Genomic DNA, 21949 nt, shown 5'->3' on the forward strand with positions numbered 1-21949 from the left:
AAAGTGTCCAACTTGCAGGGTTCACTTCACCAATTGGGAACGGCCGCGGGTCAATGATTGGGAACTGTGCGTTCGGGCCCGGGCACTGCACAATATTATTCCGATTGCCGCCGCTAATCGGATTGGTTTTGATAAGTCACTGGACTTCTTTGGTCACAGCAAAATCATCGGGCCGCTTGGAAATCCAATCGCAGCAATCGATACCGAAACCGCGGGGTACATTCATGCGGAAATTGATTATCAACAGACGGAGGCGTTACGCCATGGCTATTACTCGATATATCAAGATGCACATCCTGAAACCTATGCTCAAAGATGGGCTGTCCAAGGAACCGCTTATCCGCGAAATCCGAAAACGGGGACGAATGACGCCGAGCAAATCGGCTAAAAAGTGTGAGAAGTAGGGTGATATTCTCATTTTAATCTCAAATAAGGTTAGGGATAACCCTAATTGTTCTCATTTATTAGGCGCAATTTCGAGCAATTTTAAAATTGCTGGGGATCGGAAAAACATTAATTAAGAGATTATGCTTTTGTTGTACACAATGCTATGAATCCCTTAAATAGCAGAAATCATCCTTGATCGCAGTTATAAATAGTTGCAATTTTATATGTAGATATGCTTATTATATTGTGAGCAACCGTTACCCGAATCATTGGAAAACGAAAAGAAAATTATTAAAATACGGTTGACAACTCCCTGATTTTCTATGTATACTTGCACCATTCAATTTGATAAACGACGTGTTAATCACATGTTCAGTAGCCGCCAGCGAAGTTTCAAGCAAGCATCGTTGATGGAAGGATGTATCTTCCTGGTAGTTGAAAGTGCATGTGAGCGAAAGCCTTTTTCGAGAGACTTGGGAGTGACTTCCCTTATGAATGTCTGAGTATCTTACTTAAAATGGTACTCATCGAGGTAATTCATGCGAGTGGATTACAAATTTAGGTGGTAACACGTGAAAACGTCCTTTTCAGCTTCGGCTGGAAGGGGCGTTTTTTTATCAAATTGAAACTTTAAATGGGAGATGGTTGACATGCATCAAATGACATTAACAACGAATGTGAGTTGGCCGCATTTATGGTCCTAAACCGATCTTGAGCTTTCCACTAACATAAACACATATTCGGATCAGCATCCGAAAGCGCAACATTTTAAACACATAGCAGCACAGCAACACGACATAAAACCACATCTTAGAATTGCATCATCTTAAAACGAAAGGAGTTGTTTCAAATGACAATCAAATCAATTTATACCCTGACAACTGAACAGGCATCATTTGAAGCAACTACCTTATTAGTCTTATTACTCTAAACAGGACTCTGACATTTTCGTCGGGTCCTATTTGCGAAACAATGGGGCCGCAAAGTACCCCAGATTACTGGTGGTACTTTTTTCTTATAATTTTTCGGCAAACTAAACTTAAAGGAGATCTTAATTATGACAAAACAAATTCAATTTTTTGATACCACATTGCGTGACGGTGAACAGACCATTGGTGTGAACTTCAGTGTTGAACAAAAGGTTCAAATTGCCCAAGCCCTTGAAAAGTGGGGCGTTGACGTCATTGAAGCCGGCTTCCCCGTGGCTTCCCCCGAAGATTTTGAAGCCGTCCAAGCCGTCTCCCGGGCCGTCAAGCACACCCAGGTAACCGGCTTAGCCCGGGCCCGGAAAGGCGACATCGACGCTTGTGTCAAAGCAACGAAGGACGCCGTCAACAAACAAGTCCACGTCTTCATTGCGACCAGCCCGATTCACCGTGAATCCAAGCTTCATATGACCAAGGAACAGGTCATTCAATCCATTCACGATTCCGTTTCTTACGCCCATCAATTCTTCGACATTATTGAATTCTCACCAGAAGACGCGACCCGGACGGAACCTGATTTCTTAGTTGAATCCATTGAAACCGCCATTCATGCCGGGGCAACCGTTATTAATATCGCCGACACCGTTGGTTACACGAACCCGGTTGAATTTGCTCAGCTGTTCAAGAACCTACGGGAAAACGTCAAGGAATTTGACGACATCACCTTCTCCGTCCACTGCCACGATGACCTGGGAATGGCCGTTGCCAACAGCTTGGCTTCCATTGAAAATGGGGCGACCCGAATTGAAGGGACCATCAACGGAATTGGTGAGCGGGCCGGAAATGCTGCCTTGGAAGAAGTTGCCGCAGCCCTCTACGTTCGTAAAGATTACTATCAAGCAACCGACAACATCAACCTTAAAGAAACCAAGCACGTGTCGGACATCATCAGTGATTTTGCCAACATGCCGGTTCCTCATAATAAGGCCGTGGTTGGTGCCAACGCCTTCGCCCATGAATCCGGCATTCATCAAGATGGGATGCTCAAGAACCCACAAACATACGAAATTCTTACCCCTGAATCAGTTGGTGCCAAGAAGACGACGCTGCCACTTGGAAAATTGTCAGGTTCCCATGCCGTGATGGCGAAGTTGAATAAGATTGGTTTCAACGTTGATCGGGCCGCCATGAAGGATATTTTCCCAGTCTTCAAGCGGATGGCCGATACCAAATCAATTATCAGTGAAGATGATCTTCGAGTGATTATGAACCAAGTTAAGGAGGCCGTTCATTAATGACGAGTCAAATTGCAAAAATTACCGTATTACCTGGTGACTATATTGGGCCTGAAATCATGAAGGCCGGCTTGGCCGTTTTAAAGGCTGTCAGTGAGGATGAATTTAACTATCAGATTGATGAGCAGCCCTTTGGCGGTGCCGGCATCGATCAAAAGGGCGACCCGCTGCCACAGGCAACCCTGGATTCTGCCAAGAACAGTGACGCGGTTTTACTTGCCGCAATTGGCGGCCCCAAGTGGGACGACGCCCCTAAGCGGCCTGAAAAGGGCTTACTGCAGATTCGCCAGGAACTCAATCTGCTTGCCAACATCCGGCCAACGGCGATTAGCCAGGCGATGCAGAAGTACTCACCAATTAAGCAGGTTGAACCGGTGGATTTTGTGATTGTCCGTGAATTAACAAGCGGCATCTACTTTGGCAAACCACGGGAAATTGACGATCACCACGCGATTGACACCATGCGCTACACAACCGATGAAATTCGGCGGGTTGCCCGCGTCGCCTTCGAAATGGCGATGAAACGCAACAAGCACGTCACGATGGTTGATAAAGCCAACGTCTTGGCCACCAGCAATCTCTGGCGGCGGGTGGTCAGCGATGTGGCCGCCGAGTATCCGGAAGTCCGCTACGACAACAGTTACGTTGACGCTGCGGCCATGAAAATTATCAGCGCCCCGGAACAGTTCGACGTCATTTTAACCGAGAACATGTTTGGTGACATTCTCAGTGATGAATCCGCCGAAATTACCGGGTCACTTGGCACTATTCCTTCAATGAGTCGCGGGACGGATGGCCCGGCTCTCTACGAACCGATCCACGGATCCGCTCCCGACATTGCCGGAAAGGGCATTGCCAACCCGCTTTCGATGATTAATTCAGTGGCGATGATGTTAACGCACACCTTTGACCGTCCCGACTTGGCCGATCAAATCAATCAAAGCGTTGACGCCGTCATTGAAAGTGGTAATGTGACGCCTGACTTAGGCGGCACCGCGTCAACCACGGAAGTAACTGACGCAATTATTAACAAAATTCGTGAAAGAAGGAACGCTTATGTCGAAAACGATGTTCGATAAAATCTGGGATAAACATGTCATTACCGGTGAGCCGGGGGAACCACAATTGATCTACGTTGATCTGCAGCTGGTCCATGAAGTTACGTCACCACAGGCCTTTGAGGGCTTACGGGAAAATCATCGTAAGGTTCGCCGTCCCGATAAGACGTTTGCGACAATGGATCACAACGTGCCCACTAAAGACATCTTCAACGTTCAGGATGCCATTGCCAGAAAGCAGATTGACACCCTGAAGAAAAATACCGATGAATTTGGCGTTCGCCTCGCCGGGATGGGTGATGAAGATCAGGGAATCGTTCACGTGATTGGCCCGCAGTTGGGGCTGACCCAACCCGGCATGGTGATTGTTTGTGGCGATTCTCATACCTCCACTCACGGAGCGTTTGGATCGATTGCCTTTGGGATCGGTACCAGTGAAGTCGAACACGTTTTAGCAACGCAGACAATTTGGCAGACCAAGCCTAAGACCATGGGCATTCACGTGCATGGCAAGCTGCCCAAGGGCGTGTTTGCTAAGGACATCATTATGGGCATCATTGCCCAGGAAGGTGTGGCGTTTGGAGTTGGCTATGCCGCTGAATTTTACGGTGATACCATTCGCGATATGAGTATGGAAGGGCGGATGACCATCTGTAACATGGCCGTTGAAGGCGGCGCCAAGATGGGAAACATCCAGCCTGACCAGAAGACTTTCGACTACGTTTCCGGTCGCAAATACGCGCCCAAGAATATGGCCAAAGCGATTGAATACTGGAAGCAATTCACGACTGATGATGAATCAGCGTACGATAAAATCATTGATTTTGATGTCAGCGATCTGGCGCCTTACGTTTCCTGGGGAACCAATCCCGGCATGGCCATTCCGGTTACTGGCGACTTTCCAGCCATTAAGGATGAGGATGACCAGAAGGCGTACGACTACATTGGTTTGAAACCGGGTGACAAGCCCAAGGACATCCCAATTCAATGGGCATTCTTCGGATCATGTACCAACGGACGGTTATCTGATTTGAAGATTGCCGCTCAATATATGAAGGGCCACCACATTGCCAATGGTGTGACTGCCTGGGTGGTTCCCGGATCCCGGACGGTTAAGGAGCAGGCCGAAAAGATCGGCATTGACCAAATTTTCAAAGACGCGGGTTGTGAATGGCGGGAACCCGGTTGTTCCGCATGTTTGGCCATGAACCCCGACCAGGTGCCGGCGGGCGTGCACTGTGCGTCAACCACCAACCGAAACTTTGAAGGCCGACAGGGAGTTGGCGCCAGAACGCATCTTGCCAGCCCAGCAATGGTTGCGGCAGCCACAATTAACGGCCACTTCGTCGACATTCGAAAGGAGCAGATCTAACATGGAAAAAATTACAACGATTGACAGCACGGCGATTCCGATTATGCGGGACAATATTGATACCGATATTTTAATTCCCAAGCAATTTTTGAAAAACATTTTAAAGACCGGCTATGGCAAGAATCTGTTCTACGATTGGCGCTACGAAAAGCCGAACAAGCCCAATCCCGACTTCATTTTAAATAAGCCGGAACGCCAGGGCGCCGAGATCTTAATTTCCGGTGAAAACTTTGGCTGCGGATCGTCTCGTGAACACGCCGTCTGGGCCCTTAAAGACTGGGGATTCCGGGTGGTAATTGCCGGCGGCTACAGTGATATCTTCTATATGAATAGTACCAAAAACGGATTATTAGCCATTATTTTACCTAAAGACGAGCGGGAATTTTTAGCTCAGGCACCTGCTGACGCCAAGATCACCGTTGATTTGCCGAATCAGGAAGTTCGATACGCCGGCAAGACGTTCCACTTTGACATTGACCCACTTTGGAAGCATAAGTTTGTTAACGGTCTCGATGATATCGGCATCACCATGAATTACGAGCAGCAAATTGAAGATTACGAAGCGAAAATTCCAAGCTTTAACTAATACTTAAGCTTTAACTAATACTTAAATGAGAGAAAAATACATGATTATTGGAGGCTGATGCCCATGGAAACACCAATGAGTTTGCAAGGTCGAATTGACCGAACAAAGGAATCACCATTATTTTATGAAATATTCGCGCTGGTTGCCGGGGGCATGTTCCTCGATGCGGTTGACGTATACCTCGCCAGCGCCGTGGCCACCACTGTCCTGAAGGATAACTGGTCAACATTGCAGCAGAATTCATACTTCTTGTCGTCTGGATTTTTAGGCCTGTTCATCGGTTCAATCGTTGCCGGCTTTGTCGGTGACTTGAAGGGGCGGCGGATTGCTTACCAGATTAACTTGCTGATGTTTGGGGGCTTCACCTTTTTAGGGGCCTTTTCACCGAACATGGATTTCCTGATTTTCTGTCGCTTGATGTCCAGTATCGGCCTGGGGATGGAAATTGTGACCGGCTACTCAATGGTCAACGAATTTGCGCCAATCCATAGTCGGGGCAAGTGGTGTGCGACCACGTCATTGGTTGCCAATTGTGGCGCGCCGGTGACGATGATTCTCGCAAGTGCCATTATTCCCAAGTTTGGTTGGCGGGTGATGTTCATGGGCGTCGGCGTGATCGCCGCAATCTTGTGGTATCTACGCCGAAACATCCCAGAATCTCCTCGTTGGCTGATGGCCCACGGGCGGGATGATGAAGCCCGCGCCATTATTGAAAAACTTGAGGTCAACGGTGTCAACGATGACGTGAGTGAAGCCAAGCCTAAGAAGCGCGAAGTCGTTCACCACTCGATGTGGATCAGCTTGTTTGTCGCAACCGTTGCCGCTTCAGCAACCATCATCTGTCAGTACACCTTCACCTCCTGGGTGCCAACCCTTTTGAGTAATCGGGGTATTAACATTTCCGGTTCCCTTTGGATGTCAGCCTTCATGATGATCGGCGCCCCTGTGGGATGTGCGGTCGGGGCTTACCTGATCGATCGAATTGGCCGGAAAAAGACGATTGTGCCGGCATTTATCATGACCGCCGTCTTCGGCTTTATGTATGGTCAGCAAGCCAACGTTGCCGGGGTGATCACAATCGGGTTCCTGCTGGAAGTTTGCTTCTACGTCTTGATGGCGTCAGTCATCGCTGTTTATGTCGCTGAGCTCTTTCCAACGAAATTCCGATTCAGAGGCTCAGGCATTGCCAATGGCGCTGCCAAACTCTTCACGGTGGCAATGCCCATCGTGGTGGCTTGGATGCTAAAAGTTACCAGTCCTGACATGATTTTCTGGACGATTGGTGGAATCGCGCTGTTCGCCGGAATTGTCGTTTGGGTATTTGGTGATGAAACCAATCAAAAGGATATTGGGTAACGCGGGTCCGAAAATTTATCAAAAAATAAGGCGGTTGATTAATTGTTCCGTTTTGGAACAACTGATCTTCCGTCTTATTTTGTAACCAACTGGAAATTCACAATTTAATGGTCGATATGAATTGCTATTTAATTGGGGTAAATAAGATGTAATCCAGTTCAGCTGAGTTTGTCAGAGCTTCAATCTTAACGTGATTAACGCCCTTCTTTAAGCTGACATCTCCATACTGCATGGTTTGACGTGTCCCGTGAACATTTGGGACGGCGGTCATCCACCCAGTTGTGTTTTCAAAAACGGCAGCTTTTTGAGAATGACCATTGATTGAAACGTTGGCTGTTGCGGTGGCACCGCCATTTGCATAACCAATGGTTGTCAGGTAGTGCCCGGCCTTTGGCACTTTGACAGTCAAGAAATCAGCACTTCCGGCCGTTACTTGATGATCCTTGGCACCGATAAACATATTACCTGATGCGTAGCTGCCAGAAATTGCCGTGTAATTACCAGAAAGGGTACCGTCCTCAGCTTCGACACGAATACCATTATCGGTAGGTTGAGAAGCTGTTTGGCGGTAAGCCTGTTGACCCGATTTGCCTGGCTCGACAACTAACTGGTAACCGGAGGCGGCTTTCATGCTCTTGACCGGAACAGAAATTTGACCGTTCTTAATGGCGACGGTTCCCTTACCAAGGGTGGTCGGCGCTTTAACCGCGGTGTCAACACCGTACCAAGGCGTTGCGCTCAGGGTAACATTTGCCGATTTGCCTGATAATCCAGTGACATGGACCGTAGTATCGCCGTTAACGCCGCCAAAGATAACCGATGTGCGGCCGCTATTTTTATTGGTGTTAGCAACGCTGGCCAGCGTCCCATTTGATGCAAAAGTGCTGGTTTTATCCATTTGGCCGCTCATGTCGCCGTACCACTTATAGAGCCAGTACCCGCCGTTTTGCTGTTGCTTGTCTGTCAGAAGATTGTCCATGCGGCCGTAGTTGTACCAGAATGCCAAATCGGCGCTGTCAACCGTAGGCACGTTTTCAAAGTTTTGAATGTAGTGAATCATTTGCCCAGGAACGGCCAGCTCCTGTTGTTCACCGTACTCGTTTATGCTGATTGGCCGTTGTTTGATCCCCAGGGAATCTTCCATGGCTTCGAAGTCAGCTGCTTGCTTAGGGAATGCAGCTGCCCCCCATTGATGCCAACTCACGATGTCCGGTAAGGTGTTGCTATCGCGGGCCATTGTCAAGAATCCCTTCATGTAGTTAGGCTGCCAGCTATTCAGGCTTGGTCCGACAATCTTGGTGTCTGGCATGATTGATTTAACGGTGTGGTAAGTATCGCGCCATACCTGATAAAAATCGCCCCATCCAGAGTCGTGGCCGTTGCCGTTAACACCTTGCCACGTACCATTGGGCTCATTCCAAAGTTCAAATGCGTAAACGTCGTCAGCGTTTCCTGAATTTTTAACCTGGGTGACCATCTTAGTCACCCGATTTAACCAATCCTGCTCGTTGCTATAGTTGTAAGGCCACTTTGGATAAATATCCGGTAGCCGGACGATGACCTTGGCGCCCACTTTATGGGCCAGTGGGGCAACTTTCAGGAAGTCGCCGCCAGGACCCGGTTCGCCATTTGGAATTTGACCGCCGTCAGGAGGTGACTGGGTAAATGTCTTTGGTTTTAGTGGTGATAATAGATCTGCATTCGGTGTATTGCCATCGTAGAGGCCATAAAGTCCTCCGGAGGCAACGTGGTCAGCGGTTGAGCGAATTGGTGTCGTTGTGCTAATCGTGATTTGTTGTGCGTTTGCACTTGCGCGGTTTGCATACCCCCATGCCAATCCACCAGCGATGACCGCCATTCCAAGAATGGTTGCCAATTTCTTTGATGTCATGATAATCCCTCTCATATCCCGATATTGGCGAATTCATTGATTGTCTCGAAAGACAAATCCGTCAGTTCGGATAGTTTAATAATCGATTAGGCCTAATCAATAGTTCAATCGTAAGCGTTATCATAAATGGTTACAATCACTATATTTGGTAAAATAGTTATCGTATCCGACATGTTTTAGTAAAAGCTATATAAATGTTTATTAATATAATCCGCCGTTTCTGATTTATGAAACAGACTGGTAAATCGAGTTATGAACGATTCATGGCCTATCTGTTCAAGGAGACGTAGAGGCGGTACTTTGCCGTTATCAAAAAGTGAGACAGAAAGCGGTGAACTTCTAGAGTATAAGTTGGCAGGAAGTTGCTTTTCGTCGCACGTTTTGTCAATATATTATTCGAATAAGCGAGAAAAAGCTGAGACAATATACGCTTATGTCCCAGCCGTTCATTTTATATTCGAATATGACTTAACAAAATGTGATATTGTTGCGAGGCGCGCCCGACGGTTAATCAACTTTTGGGCGCTCTTTCGAATAAATTCGATGCAAAGCTGCAAGGTAGTTTTGCTTATTTGTTTGCAAAACTACCAATAATGGTTAGATCTCCTGATAACTGATAGTCCTTAACAGGACCCGGCAACAGGTACGTGGTGCCCTTCTTAACCGGATAGTCGACATGATTAACGCGCAGGGTACCGGAGCCGTCGATGACCGTTTGAATCATATAGTGGTGGCTTTGGGTGAGCTGAGCGTTGCCCGTGACGACGAGTTTCTCCACCGTGAAGTAGGTAGCTGATACCAATGTGTTGAGTTGGTAGTTGTCGCCCTGCGTTGTGGTCGGGGTGATCTGCGGATCGTGATGGGGAACCATCGTCACGGCGAGGGCCTCATCGATTTGCAGATCACGCTTCTTGCCGGTGCTGGGATCAACCCGGTCGAAATCGTAAAACCGGAACGTCATATCAGAACTCTGTTGGGTTTCCAAAGCCACGATACCGGTCCCTAACGCGTGGAGGGTGCCGGCCGGAACGTAATAGAATTCACCAGCTTTAACCGGAATCGTCCGTAAAATATCCCGGATGTGGCCACTATGGACGGCCTGGCTAAGCTCATCGCGAGTTTTGGCCGTGTGCCCGTAATAAAGTTGGGCACCGGGCTTCGCTGACAGGATATACCAGCTTTCGGTTTTGCCGTACAGATCTCCGTGAGCTTGCGCATAGGCGTCGTCTGGGTGGACCTGAATTGACAGATCCCGGTTGGCGTCCAAAATTTTAACCAGCAGTGGAAATGCCTGGCCGTCTTTGTGGCCGCCAAATAGTTCCGGGGTGGTTTGCCAGACATCACCAAGCGTCTTGCCGGCAAAGGGACCGTTCATCACGGTGCTGGGACCGTGGGGATGAGCGGAGGCGATCCACGCTTCACCGGTGTGGTCGCTGGGTAGTTGAAACCCGTAATCTTGTAATCTTGTGCCGCCCCACATTTTTTCATGCAAGGCCGCTTTGAGTAATAAAGGTGCTGCGTCTAATGACATATGTGCCTCCAGTTTCAGTCCGGAATGCGGCACGTTGTTGCATTTGCCGGACTGCTTATTTTTTTTAATCTTGATTAATCGCTGCTGCAAATGGTTACTTCACAATGTTTGTCTTAATCCGGTCTAACGGAACTTCCCGGGGTGTAAAGGCTTCGTCAGTTTGACCAATGGTAACGGCAAAAATCGGTTTGAAACCATCGGGCACCGTTTCTGACGGAATTGATTCCAGGCTGGCCATGTTGTAATTGGCACCTAAGCCCTGATCTTCCGCGGCTAATTCAATGTTGTGGGCGATTGCGCCGGCGGAGAGGGCTTCGGCGGTATCACCATTTGCCACTGAAATCACGATCACGGTTGGCGCGCCGTAAATGCCGGTTAATTTTCCAAGAACTTGAGGATCCTGGATGACGGTTAGGCGGTAGTTTTCATAGCGGCCCATGCCAACCGGGCCGGCATTGGCGGCAACCAATAGTTCATGAAGCTGATCGTCGCTAATCTGTTCGTCACGGTATTTGCGAATGGCTTTTCGTGCCTGAATCATTTTAAAGGTTTCCATATTAAAACACTCCCCAATCTATTGTAGGTACAACCCCATTTTAGACCATATTTGCGTGAGACGTTACCCTAAATTGTAAGCGCTTTTGAATAGGCAATGACGGGCAGCTGAAATCTGGTATAATGGAAAGGGTGTTTTAAGCCCATCATCGATGATTAATCGGTGGGTGGCTTGTTAAGGGGTTCTTTGCAAATAAGTAACAACTTTAACGTTTTAAGTCATTTTTTTAACAATGGCGGACAAACGCGGCTGACAGTGTATAATGTGACAAAATGGATCAAGTGCAATTTAGCCGTAAGGAGTTATTTTTTGATGGACAATTTACAGATTTCTGATCGCCTTAACGATGCTTTCGTTGCTTTCAACCGCGAAGCATCCCGGCATGCAGACAACACTTACGTCGCCCAATTGGGAAGTGACGGCGCGGTGGTGGTCATCGCCATTCCCTATGGAGATCCTGATAAACCTTATCGGATTCCCCAAGAGCTTTCAACATTAATTTCGGCGGTTGGCAAAAAGGCCTACGCTGCCGAAACGGGGGCATTTATTGAACTGAAGCAAATTGAGAAACAAATCGCTCAAGCCGGTATTGAGGATGCCGGCCATCAGCAGGCTGATTGATCAGCTCGCTGGTGAGGTGATTTTTGTGACCAAAACACGATATAATATGGGGGTATGGGCTGAATCGCAAGGGGTCCATAGTCCCTTATTTTTTTCGAAAATGAACTAAGGAGTTGCTTATGTATTTTTTCTTTGATGACAATATAAGTTTCAAAAAATCCGGGATTGAACACGCTGAAATCAAGCGGTTGAAGCTGTTCAATGAAAAACAGGTTCCTGCCAAAATTATTACCCGCCAGTTGGCACTGGATCTTCATGATGTGACCGCTGACGCCGGAATTTCTGACGATCAGTTTGTCAACCTGTTCGATTTTTTTCAGGACGCAATCCATGTTAAGCCACGCAAGCTGACCATTCACGACCTGAAAATGCCGGCGGACGCGGTTCTGAAGCCGGAAAAGGAACCAACCAAAACCGACGTTTACGTTGGTGATCAATTAGTCATGATTGTTGGGCAGAAGTCCGAAACAGACGACCGCATCGACTGGGTTCAGTATTCCGGATTTAACGGCCGGCCCGTGCGGATGGTGCGCTACGATAGCCGCGGGTTTGCGGCGTTAGAGCAGTTTTATTCTTACGGCACCCAGTTAGTGACCGAGCAGATTCTCAAGCCAAACGGGGAAGTTGCTATTCAACGGTACACCCAGCCGCGAGGGGATGGCACCATTGAAACATCCCTGCATGAAGTGGTTAATTATCATGGCCAGGACTACGATTTTGCGACCTTTGAAGATTTAACGACCTTCTTCTTGGATGAGCTGAACTTGTCGACCGGTAAAGCCAACGTGCTGATCTGTGATCGGGCTTATGAGCTGGCGTATGCCGTCCAGCAGATGCAGACGCCAATTTATACGGTGATGTATCTGCACAATAACCACGTGAACTCCGGCACCGACCACATGCACTCTGATTTTAACTACAACTATGAGTATATGCTGGAAAACCGCCGGCGCTGGGACGGAATCGCCACGTTGACGCCGTGGCAGTACGATGATTTTACCGAGCGATTTGGTAAGGTTAAACCAAACGTCTATATGATTCCCGGTGCGGTGACCGACCAGGCAATTTTGGACCGGCCGCATGTTAAGTGGACGGACCGCAATCCTAAATCAGTCATTATGGTGGCGCGACTGTCAGATGAAAAGCAACAGGACATTCTGATTAAGGCTTGGCCAAAGGTCCTTAACGCCGTGCCGGATGCCACCCTGGATTTCTGGGGATATTCTAACGGTGATTATGACAAGTATCTCGCCAAATTAGTGGATGAACTGAACCTTAACGATGACATTGTGTTTCACGATTATACCAAGGATATTGGCGCGGTCTACGACAAAGCCCAGCTGTTGATTTTGCCAAGTCGTGCCGAGGGGCTGCCGTTAACGCTGGTTGAGGCCCAAGCTCACGGGCTGCCGATTGTGGCGAGTGATATTAAATATGGACCGCGGGATGTGGTGACCGATGGCAAGGACGGCTTTTTAGTTGAAAGTCGTAACGTTGACCAGTTGGCAGATCGAATCATTGACCTGCTGAGTGATCCTAAGAAGTTGGCGGCATTTAGCGAGAATGCCTATAAGGATAGTTGGCACTACTCCGCAGATGCAATCTGGAAAGACTGGCTGCCGCTCATTAAGGATGCTGAAAAGAACGGTCAAATTCCCGAAAGAATCGAGGTCCACGCATGATTTACTTTTTAAACCAATATATTAAAGCACTGAATTCCAGTGTTGAACACGTCGAATTTAAACGATTGGCGTTATTTAAGCATGAACGGGTGAACGCCAAGATTGTCACCCGGGATTATGACAATTTAGGTCATTTAAATGCCGCGACCTTTGGGCTCAATCAGGATGATGTTCTCAATATGTACGACTATTTTCAAGGGACTACGGACGTGACTGAGAAAACCACCAGTGTCAAAACCTTGAAGGTGCCGATTCGCTACCAGCTGCACTATGGCAGTGATGTGACCCAGGCGTTTGATGGCGGTCGCTTAGCCTTTGAAATTCATCATACGCCGGGACGGGTTGGCGAAATTGCGTCGGTGGACCATTTCGACGCCTTTGGCCATGTGGTTAAACGGGACCTATGGGATTCTCGCGGCTTTAAATCCGCGACCCAGTTCCTGGATTTCGATGGCGATCCGCACACCGAGATTCTCTATCATCAGGATGGCACCCGGGCCTTGGAACGCTTCTATGAAGTGACCGATGACCATCGGGGAAAGGTGCTCTTTAACTTTCATCTGATTAACTATCGGGGCAACGATTACTACTTCAACACCGAAGATGACCTGTTTACGTTCTTTCTCGATGAGTTGAATCAGCAAGTCAAAGGCCAAAACGTCTTCATTGCTGATCGGCCGGTGGCAACTGACATTCCCATGCTGCACATGAAGACCCGGGCCAAGAAATACCTATTCTTCCCGATCCTGCACGCGGCTAATCCCGAAGACCTGGTTCATTCTGATTTGGAGCCTAGTTATCAGGAGGTCTTCAACCATCTTGATAAGCTGGACGGCCTGATCACAATGACCGAGTCGCAAGCGAACCAGATTCGAATTCGCCTCAAGCATCAGAAGGGTAAGGGAAGAAACATCAAGATTACCGTTATCCCCGGAGCCTACGTGCCAAACGATCGCCTGAAAACCCAGCCGGTTTCTCCTCGTCAGAAAGCCAATCGGGTGATTTACGCTGGTCGATTGGGCGCTGACAAAGGGGTCGATAATCTGTTGCGGGCCTTTGCACTTGTTGTGCCGCAGGTTCCCGATGCCGTGCTGGATATTCGCGGATTTGGCGACCAGGCCTTTCTGGATTCGCTTCATCAATTGGCTGCTCAGCTCCAAATCGCTGATCACGTTGAATTGAACGGCTATACCGCCGATATTGATCCGGCCTATGACGCTGCCAAGGTATTTGTGAGTGCTGCCCATCAGGATGCGTTTCCACTGGCAATGGTCGAGGCGCTCAGTCACGGGTTGCCGGTGGTGGCCTTTGACACCAACTTTGGTCCCAAGCAAATCATTACGGATGGCGTAAACGGCTTCTTGATGGCGCCGGGGGATCTGTACGGATTCGCCCAACAGGTAATCGCGCTGCTGACCAAGGGGCGTCAATTGCAGGATATGGGCGCCAATGCCTTTAACAGCGCAAAGGATTACGATGCTAAACACATTTGGAAGCAGTGGAAGACGACCGGAATTTTGAATGGCGGTCAACGAAAATAATGCGGCTTTAAGCTGCGTGGATCACAACGTCATTTCTATCGACATACAAATAGGGTGGTGACAACTTTAAATCGTTGTCACCACCCTATTTAGTTGGAAAAATTATTGCCGGTTATACAGATATTGCAGCGTGTTCAGGTCGGCAGTGGTAATCTTTTGGGTTGCCGGATCCTCTTCGTAAGGATACATCACGTCGCCTTTATCAGTGCTGTGAGCCAGCCCTAATGCATGGCCAAATTCATGAACCGCGATGAACTGCGTGTAGGCATAGTCAAAGCCGAATTTCATGACCTGGTCGGGAAGAATGCCGATTGTGGCCGACTTCATGGTCTGAAAACCCGCGGCGTTCTTATCCTTGGAACTGGTGATGTATGAAATCCCAACCGTGTCTTCGTCAGCACCGCTGGAACGGGAATCCACGTTGGTAATCTTAATGTTGGCGGTACTGTAATCATCTGATTCAATGAGCGAAACGACGCCCAGTGAGTTCCAGTCCTGCACGGCGGTGTACCAGAGCTGTTTCTCAGTGACACTCATACCGGGGATGAACGCGTAGGTAATATTGGTTGTCGGCCAGCTAACCCCCTGATCCGGGGTGTAAGTTTTGTTGGGGTCCTTGACCGGCGTTTTAACGGTTGCCGTGGAAGTTGCCGTCGAAGCGCCACCAGTCGTCGTGGTTGTCCCGGCTGCCGGAGTCGTGGTCGTTGTTTCGTTAATCTTGGCTTCTGTGAGATAGCCGCTATTGACCCATCCTTTAAGGTTGTCGCCTTTAACGTAACGATAGGTCCGGTAATGGCCGTTTACCTTGATTTTCCGCTGGACCGTGCTGGTAAAGACGACCTTTTGGTGAGTTTTAAGCTTAAATAATTTTTTGCCCAACTTTGCCGTGTAGGCGTAGGCTTTGTTGGAAACGTTGGTCTTGACCCAGTATTTTGTGGGCGTGGTTGCCACAATCTTAGTGGCTTGAACGTTAGCTTTAGATTGAACGGTCGTGGACATCGCACTTCCAAATGAGCCGAAAAGCATTGCTGCAAACGCTGAAGCGACTATGTAAATCAATTTTCGCTTTTTCATAAAAAATTACATCCTTTCCGAATTAAAATTTTGACCACGAAAATGATTTGGACTTGCTTATCCATTTATCCCCTGATGAATTCTTACTAATAGTTTATTGGGAAGGGGTAAAGGTTGTCAAGAAATTGACTACGGTTGTTTTAAAATCCGCCAATATTTGATGATTGAAATGTTAGACACATTCTTATGCAAGATTTATTTGGAAATCATCATAAATCGGTATACTTTATTTATGGGAGGTTAAGACTTATGAATAAAAAGTATCGATTTTTATTAACGAGTATCTTTGCAGTGGGGGTAATCTCCGTTGGTACATATGCTGGCGTTAATCTGACACCACCAATGATCATCCAAGCGGCGACAGTTGAAGATGGCCAATTGCCGAGTAAGCCGACCAAGTTAACACAGTTTCCGCCGTTGACCAACTTCTATGCTGATACTAATGGGGCTCGATACATTTATACTAATCTGACAGCAACATTGCCACTTTATCCGTATAATTCTGAACGGAAGGACACTGATTCTGAACTCTATGGGTTTTACGTTGTCCTGCCAAAAACGCTAACCATGACCTTAGCGGATGCGCAACAGTCCGCAAGGCAGTATTTGGAAAAGTTGCAAAGTCCAGCTTATAACTATTCGATTACGTCATTAACGGCATACGATTTGGGAACGACTAAGGATGGCACTGATCGCCAAGTCTTCTATTTTCAGCCTAATGATGGGGCTAATAATAAACAAGCAACAACGGTTTCTGATTCATCAAAATGGCCGGTTTTTAATTTAAATGTTAAAACCGGTACTGACAAAGACGCACAAGATAATCCAACTATCCTGCTTAATGCGAATAACGAGCAAGAGCTCAAAGATGATGTTTTGTTTGCGGGGACAAATGACTTTCAATCCCACGGCTCATCTTATCCAACGTTGACGGCTAGCGGCTTTATTGATGGGGCACCCGATCAATACATTGCTGGAATTAGCTATGATCAGATCCAAAAAACATTGACCTATGTTTCTTCGAAGTCAATAAGTGTGCGCGATCAATTTGTTATTCGGGATGCGGTGACTCACCAAGTTATCAACCAATTTCCAATAGTGGGGCAAAATGAAAGCACTATTAAAGTGCAGGATATTATTAATAACCTCTCGAAGTATGGTGTTTCGCTGGATGGTTATAAACCAGATACACTAAAGCTTTATAAGGGGGATGTTAGTGACTCGACTGGGCTAGCTCCAATTGATGCTAGTTCATCATTGACTTATACACCTTCAATTTGGGGTGATTCGCAAACTGAATCAGACGGCCAAACCTATACGTTTTTCGTTAATAGTACAAAAGAAGGCCAGATTGATTTGGCCGATAATCCAGTTTATATAATTGGTAATGAATGGGATCCTAAGAGCTATATAAAATCGGCAACAGATGTGGATGGATCAAAAGTTGATCCTAAAAATATTGAAGTAACGGGGGTTTCTTCAACACCAACTAAGGTTGGGGTCATTCAGCTAACATATTCCTTTAAGGATAAAAATGGAAATTCTATTACGAAAACAACGAATGTGGATGTTCGAAATGCCAAGGGAAGTCTCACCCTTAAGAATAATCCGACTTACACGTTAGGCACAAAGTGGGATCCAAAGAGTTATATTGAATCGGCAACCGATGCCAATGGCGCTAAAATTGATTCTAAGGATATTCAATTATCAGGTGACACAGAACAGCCAACCAAAACAGGAACCGTGAGTTTAACCTACTCATTTAAAGATATAAATGGAAATGAAATTACTAAACAAACTTCTGTAAAAGTGTTGAATGCTGATGGCATTCTGACGGTTAAGGATAACCCGATTTATATTGTCGGTAGTAAATGGGATCCAAAAAGTTATATTGAATCGGCAATTGATGTTGATGGGTCCAAAGTGGATGATTCAAAAATTGACGTTTCGGGGGCATTAAACGCACCAACTAAGCTCGGTAAAGTCACATTAACTTATACCTTTAAAGATCAGAATGGAAAGTTGATTAAAGCGACAACGAATGTGGATGTTCGAAATGCCAAGGGAAGTCTTACGCTTAAGAATAATCCAACCTACACGTTAGGCACAAAGTGGGATCCGAAGAGTTATATTGAATCGGCAATCGATGCCAATGGCACCAAGATTGATCCTAAAAACATTCAAGTATCTGGTGACTCAAAGCGGCCGACTAAAACTGGAACGGTGCATCTAACTTACACATTTAAAGATGTCAACGGGAATGAAATTACTAAAAGTGTCGACGTCAAAGTTAATTCAGCTCCGTCAAATGGTGGTTCTGGAAACTCGACAGTTATTTCAACCCCTTCAACCGGCAGTCCTTCGTCATCCAACAGTTCAAGTAGTTCGAGCAGTTCTTCAAATACAACCAGCTCAATTGGGACGGTTGCTCAACCTGATTTGCCGAATTATGCGGCTCAAAAGGGTGCTGCAATCTACGCTATTAAGCCGATCTATCTTTATCGCGCAACGACCCTTAAGAAGGCAAATCGCATTGCCAAGTATCCCCGGACAAAACGCGTGAACCGGGCAGAATTCGTTGTTAAGGGTTATAAACGGGACGCAGCAGGTAAATTACGTTACAAAGTCCAACAGTATAATCCATATACGCGCAAGTACGTCAGAAATCGGCAGGGTTACATTACGGCTTCTACCAAGTATGTTCAAAATGCTTATTATGCAATGCTGCCTAAGCAAAGGGTCATCACGGTGATTAATCACAAGGGGGTTATTGCTTACCACAACGTTTCACTGGCAAAGAAAGCAAAGGCTTATAAGAAAGGCACTCACTTACGCGTTAAGCATATTGTGGATCACGGCTTAACTTCTCGTTTTCAGTTAGAAAACGGGACTTACATCACAGGTAACAAGAAGTTTGTGATTGCTGGCAAGTATTGATAACCAAATAACAACTATCGGCCGGCTCCTGATACTCTTTCAGCTAAAAGTATCGGGAGCCGGTTTTTATGATTCTTTCATGAAAGGAATAAAAAAACGGCCTAGCAATTCACATTCACTTAATATAGAATAATGGTAATGTTATGTTACTCCGGTAATCTGACATGATTCTTAAAAACGTTATCTGAGGGGATGAGGTTCATTTTGAAAAGTTATTCAATGAAGGCCGCTGCATTGGTGGCCGTGGGTTTTGGAGTTGTTTTTGGGGGTGTCACAGCGAATCAAACTGCTGCGGCAAAGGGCCACAATCGGGTCATTAAAGTCGTTAAAACACCAGGAACTGATTACCACGCCAAAACGGGGGCGATTTATTCGACGGCCAAATTAAGCAAGAAGATTCATGACGCTGGTCATTTTAAGCACACTGTCTTTTTTTCGAATCGAACGGCCACGGTCAAGAAAGCGAATGGCAAGACGGCTAAATACGATGCGATTATTTCCAGAAATGGGAAGGTGAGCGGCTGGATTTGGCAGGGGAATTTAGTCAAAATCATCGCCAAGCAGGCGCGATCCACGGCGTCTTCATCATCGACGGACGCTAATTCGGACACAGACACCACCGGAAACGATTCTACTGATGACGGGGGAACTGAAGTCACTTGGGAAAGCGATGGCAATACCACCGTCACGGTTACCTATGGGTCTGACGGGACGAAAACAACGCAAACGACCAAGGGTGGGTCGACGGTTACCAAGGTGCAGCCAACGACCAACCCAGCAAGCAAATTTTCGCTGACTGATTATCGGGCCAGTTTTCTCAAATACTTAAATCAGGAACGGGCCGCGCGGGGGTTACAGCCATACACTGAGTCAACCGGATTAGATCAGCTGGCTCAGCAGCGGTCAACCCAGCTGCCAAGTAATTTTAGCCACTATGATGCTCAAGGTAACATCATTGCCGATGAGTTAGCACCCCAATTTGGGGTGGGCTTTGGTGCTGAATGCCTTTCTCAAAATGTCTGGTCGGCTAGTAGCACCAGTGATTCCGTTGCGAAAAGTGATATTCACGAATACATTTACGATGACGCAGCGTCGAACTGGGGCCACCGAGCAATTTTGTTGAGCCCTGAGCTGCACGCCATTGGGATGGGGGCAACCCTGCAGCAGCATGCCAACGGCTTCATGGCGACATGGACCGCAGCTGATTTTAATTAATTGGTTTGATGACATCCGAATCATGACAAAATAGGCGTCGTGCCAAATCCTTTGACGAATTTGGCACGACGCCTATTTGGATATTTCTAATCTGAAAAGTGACTTTTCAAATAGTCATACTAGTTTGATGACTTCTTCAAAGCAGCCTTCTGACGCATTTCCAGTTCGATTGCTTCAAGTGTCTTGCCCCGGGTTTCCGGAACGACGTAGATAACGAAGAAGATTGAAACAATGGCGAAGAATGTGAAGACGGCAAATGGGCCACCAACGTTGTTATGGAACATTGACAAGAGAACCAGGAAGAATTGAGAAACGATAAAGTTACCAATCCAGTTGGCAGCTGAACCGATTGAGTTTCCGGCTCCCCGAACGTTCAATGGGAAGATTTCACCGAGCATTAACCAGCAAATTGGGCCCCATGAAACGGCGAAACCAAAGATGTAAATCGCAATTAAAATCATGGTTGGAACCGCAGCGGCCTGAACACTCAAGGTGAAGTTCAGAACGGAAAGGATTCCAATTGAGATGGCCATGACGACTGATCCAAATAGGAGAATCGTCCGGCGGTTGAATTTATCCATGATCTGGTATGCCAAGATCGTGCAGACGAAGTTGACAACCCCAATACCAACGGAAATCCAGATGGCGTTGCTTTCTGGGAAGCCAAATCCTTTGATAAAGACTTGCGGCAGGAAGTAAATCACAGAGTTAATCCCAACTAATTGCTGCAACAGCATTAAGCCAATCGCAACCCAAACGGCTGGCCGCGCGAAGGTAACTAATTCCTTCATGCCACCCTTTGGTAAGCTGGCAACTTTTTGAATGTCAGCTAATTCCTTATCAGGATCTTCATTGGTTTTCTTACGAAGTTGGTGAAGGACGTCGCGAGCTTCATCAACCCGGCCCTTTTCAACCAAGAATCGTGGTGATTCTGGCAAAATCAAGGAACCGACGAACAAGATGGCAGCTGGGATCAAAGCTGACCCGAGCATCCACCGCCAGTCACGAATTCCTAACAAGTTGTGGTGTAAGAAACCGAGGTTGGAAACGTAAGCTAACAGAATTCCGGCGGTGATCATAAGTTGAAACATTGTCCCCAGTGACCCACGGTGAGGGGCATCGGCTAATTCTGCCAGGTAGGCAGGGGTTAAAGCGGATGCAGACCCAACCGCGAAGCCAAGAATAATTCGGGCGACAACCATTGAAACGAAGCCGCCGGCAGTCATTGATAAGCCGGACCCAAGTAAGAACAGGATTGAGGCAAATAATAGCAGCCGCTTACGACCAAATCGATCGGACAGCGTTCCGATTGACAACGCACCGATTGATGAACCAATCAAAACAGACGAGGTAACAAACCCGGTTTGCTCGATGTTTAAATTAAAATTGCTTTCGATTAATGGTGAGGCACCAGAAATAATACCAGTATCAAACCCAAATAGCAGGCCTCCCAGAGCACCGAAAACAAAGATGAAGAAAATGCTTAAGTGCTTAGCACGCATATAAATTCCCCCTTACAGGTAAACAATTTGTTGAACGGTTACTTATTGTAAACCCTTTCACCATAAATGCAAGCGTTTGCAAACAGACCACCTTTCTCGCTGAAAAGGACAAAATCATTTACAAAACAATGGATGACGCCGATTTTGCAAATAGATTGTGGCAAATATTTTTTCCTTTTCAAAATTAATTGTGGCACAAGTCATTAAATATACAACTATTTAGCTTTGGTGATTTGAAAAGCCAGTATTCGTTAATTTGGGTGGCAAAAAAATAAGTTAAAATCTGCTAAGTAAACGTTAACCAAGACAAGAATCTATATTAATTCCTGATATAAAGCGATAAATAAAAATATTGACATTATTTAGGTAATCGTTTACCATAACGATTGTAAGAAGCTGTCTAAAATCTCTTAAGTAAT

General features: G+C 46.8%; 16 protein-coding genes. 11 read left to right on the top strand and 5 right to left on the bottom strand.

The features are described from left to right. The 6 genes from FD47_RS10955 to FD47_RS10980 form a co-directional block, all read left to right on the top strand. A partial coding sequence (locus FD47_RS10955) for a carbon-nitrogen hydrolase family protein (protein ID WP_162260758.1) occupies positions 1–388 on the top strand: 388 nt, incomplete at its 5' end. A gap of 1056 nt (positions 389–1444) precedes the next feature. Then, positions 1445–2608 carry a 2-isopropylmalate synthase gene (locus FD47_RS10960; protein WP_054735796.1) on the top strand — a complete coding sequence of 388 codons (1164 nt, stop codon included), beginning with the start codon at positions 1445–1447 and terminating at the stop codon, positions 2606–2608. After that, the gene (gene leuB, locus FD47_RS10965) at positions 2608–3687 is read left to right on the top strand and encodes a 3-isopropylmalate dehydrogenase (RefSeq protein WP_054735793.1); all 1080 of its coding nucleotides are present in this window, start codon (positions 2608–2610) and stop codon (positions 3685–3687) included. Before FD47_RS10960 ends, leuB begins: the two co-directional genes overlap by 1 nt. Beyond that, on the top strand, positions 3665–5038 hold the full coding sequence (gene leuC, locus FD47_RS10970; RefSeq protein WP_056980672.1) for a 3-isopropylmalate dehydratase large subunit: 1374 nt from the start codon (positions 3665–3667) through the stop codon (positions 5036–5038). The genes leuB and leuC overlap by 23 nt, the downstream gene beginning before the upstream one ends. A 1-nt stretch (position 5039) precedes the next feature. Then, positions 5040–5624, top strand: a complete 585-nt coding sequence (gene leuD, locus FD47_RS10975) for a 3-isopropylmalate dehydratase small subunit (RefSeq protein ID WP_008210221.1) — start codon at positions 5040–5042, stop codon at positions 5622–5624. 57 nt (positions 5625–5681) lie between these two features. Beyond that, positions 5682–6980, top strand: a complete 1299-nt coding sequence (locus FD47_RS10980; protein ID WP_082620264.1) for an MFS transporter — start codon at positions 5682–5684, stop codon at positions 6978–6980. 124 nt (positions 6981–7104) lie between these two features. Here FD47_RS10980 and FD47_RS10985 read toward each other — a convergent pair whose 3' ends face one another. The 3 genes from FD47_RS10985 to FD47_RS10995 all read right to left on the bottom strand — a co-directional run bounded on the left by FD47_RS10985 (position 7105) and on the right by FD47_RS10995 (position 10958). Beyond that, positions 7105–8871 (bottom strand): carbohydrate-binding protein, encoded by a 1767-nt coding sequence (locus FD47_RS10985; RefSeq protein ID WP_056980674.1) that lies wholly within the window; start codon positions 8869–8871, stop codon positions 7105–7107. Between the two features lie 568 nt (positions 8872–9439). Then, positions 9440–10402, bottom strand: a complete 963-nt coding sequence (locus FD47_RS10990; protein ID WP_056980675.1) for a type I phosphomannose isomerase catalytic subunit — start codon at positions 10400–10402, stop codon at positions 9440–9442. 94 nt (positions 10403–10496) lie between these two features. Then, positions 10497–10958, bottom strand: a complete 462-nt coding sequence (locus FD47_RS10995; protein WP_054735781.1) for a nitroreductase family protein — start codon at positions 10956–10958, stop codon at positions 10497–10499. A 312-nt stretch (positions 10959–11270) separates the two neighbouring features. On the opposite strand from FD47_RS10995, the gene FD47_RS11000 reads away from it, so the two are divergent. The 3 genes from FD47_RS11000 (at position 11271) to FD47_RS11010 (ending at position 14802) form a co-directional block, all read left to right on the top strand. Next, positions 11271–11579 (top strand): hypothetical protein, encoded by a 309-nt coding sequence (locus FD47_RS11000; protein ID WP_040537427.1) that lies wholly within the window; start codon positions 11271–11273, stop codon positions 11577–11579. 119 nt (positions 11580–11698) lie between these two features. Next, a complete protein-coding gene (locus FD47_RS11005) occupies positions 11699–13261 on the top strand; it encodes a glycosyltransferase (protein WP_056980676.1) in 1563 nt (520 codons plus the stop codon). Beyond that, the gene (locus tag FD47_RS11010; protein WP_054735771.1) at positions 13258–14802 is read left to right on the top strand and encodes a glycosyltransferase; all 1545 of its coding nucleotides are present in this window, start codon (positions 13258–13260) and stop codon (positions 14800–14802) included. The genes FD47_RS11005 and FD47_RS11010 overlap by 4 nt, the downstream gene beginning before the upstream one ends. Positions 14803–14904: 102 nt before the next feature. Here the strand turns inward: FD47_RS11010 and FD47_RS11015 are convergent, their stop codons facing one another. Then, positions 14905–15876 carry a matrixin family metalloprotease gene (locus tag FD47_RS11015; RefSeq protein WP_054735767.1) on the bottom strand — a complete coding sequence of 324 codons (972 nt, stop codon included), beginning with the start codon at positions 15874–15876 and terminating at the stop codon, positions 14905–14907. Between the two features lie 249 nt (positions 15877–16125). Between FD47_RS11015 and FD47_RS11020 the strand changes: the two genes are divergently transcribed. Continuing rightward, on the top strand, positions 16126–18813 hold the full coding sequence (locus FD47_RS11020; RefSeq protein ID WP_054735764.1) for a DUF5776 domain-containing protein: 2688 nt from the start codon (positions 16126–16128) through the stop codon (positions 18811–18813). A gap of 204 nt (positions 18814–19017) precedes the next feature. Then, complete coding sequence (locus FD47_RS11025; protein WP_225352922.1) at positions 19018–20028, top strand: CAP domain-containing protein; 1011 nt, start codon at positions 19018–19020, stop codon at positions 20026–20028. Between the two features lie 119 nt (positions 20029–20147). Here the strand turns inward: FD47_RS11025 and FD47_RS11030 are convergent, their stop codons facing one another. Continuing rightward, the gene (locus FD47_RS11030; protein ID WP_008210235.1) at positions 20148–21530 is read right to left on the bottom strand and encodes a sugar porter family MFS transporter; all 1383 of its coding nucleotides are present in this window, start codon (positions 21528–21530) and stop codon (positions 20148–20150) included. Between the last annotated feature and the right edge of the window lie 419 nt (positions 21531–21949).

The organism is Lentilactobacillus parafarraginis DSM 18390 = JCM 14109, from assembly GCF_001435895.1.
Lineage (GTDB): Bacteria > Bacillota > Bacilli > Lactobacillales > Lactobacillaceae > Lentilactobacillus > Lentilactobacillus parafarraginis.

Coding starts and splice junctions, on each gene's coding strand:
- FD47_RS10985 (WP_056980674.1), bottom strand. CDS start 8,871: ATGACATCAAAGAAATTGGCAACCATTCTTGGAATGGCGGTCATCGCT.
- FD47_RS11000 (WP_040537427.1), top strand. CDS start 11,271: ATGGACAATTTACAGATTTCTGATCGCCTTAACGATGCTTTCGTTGCT.
- FD47_RS11030 (WP_008210235.1), bottom strand. CDS start 21,530: ATGCGTGCTAAGCACTTAAGCATTTTCTTCATCTTTGTTTTCGGTGCT.
- leuD (WP_008210221.1), top strand. CDS start 5,040: ATGGAAAAAATTACAACGATTGACAGCACGGCGATTCCGATTATGCGG.
- FD47_RS10995 (WP_054735781.1), bottom strand. CDS start 10,958: ATGGAAACCTTTAAAATGATTCAGGCACGAAAAGCCATTCGCAAATAC.
- FD47_RS10960 (WP_054735796.1), top strand. CDS start 1,445: ATGACAAAACAAATTCAATTTTTTGATACCACATTGCGTGACGGTGAA.
- leuB (WP_054735793.1), top strand. CDS start 2,608: ATGACGAGTCAAATTGCAAAAATTACCGTATTACCTGGTGACTATATT.
- FD47_RS11015 (WP_054735767.1), bottom strand. CDS start 15,876: ATGAAAAAGCGAAAATTGATTTACATAGTCGCTTCAGCGTTTGCAGCA.
- FD47_RS10990 (WP_056980675.1), bottom strand. CDS start 10,402: ATGTCATTAGACGCAGCACCTTTATTACTCAAAGCGGCCTTGCATGAA.
- FD47_RS11005 (WP_056980676.1), top strand. CDS start 11,699: ATGTATTTTTTCTTTGATGACAATATAAGTTTCAAAAAATCCGGGATT.
- FD47_RS11010 (WP_054735771.1), top strand. CDS start 13,258: ATGATTTACTTTTTAAACCAATATATTAAAGCACTGAATTCCAGTGTT.
- FD47_RS11020 (WP_054735764.1), top strand. CDS start 16,126: ATGAATAAAAAGTATCGATTTTTATTAACGAGTATCTTTGCAGTGGGG.
- FD47_RS10980 (WP_082620264.1), top strand. CDS start 5,682: ATGCCCATGGAAACACCAATGAGTTTGCAAGGTCGAATTGACCGAACA.
- leuC (WP_056980672.1), top strand. CDS start 3,665: ATGTCGAAAACGATGTTCGATAAAATCTGGGATAAACATGTCATTACC.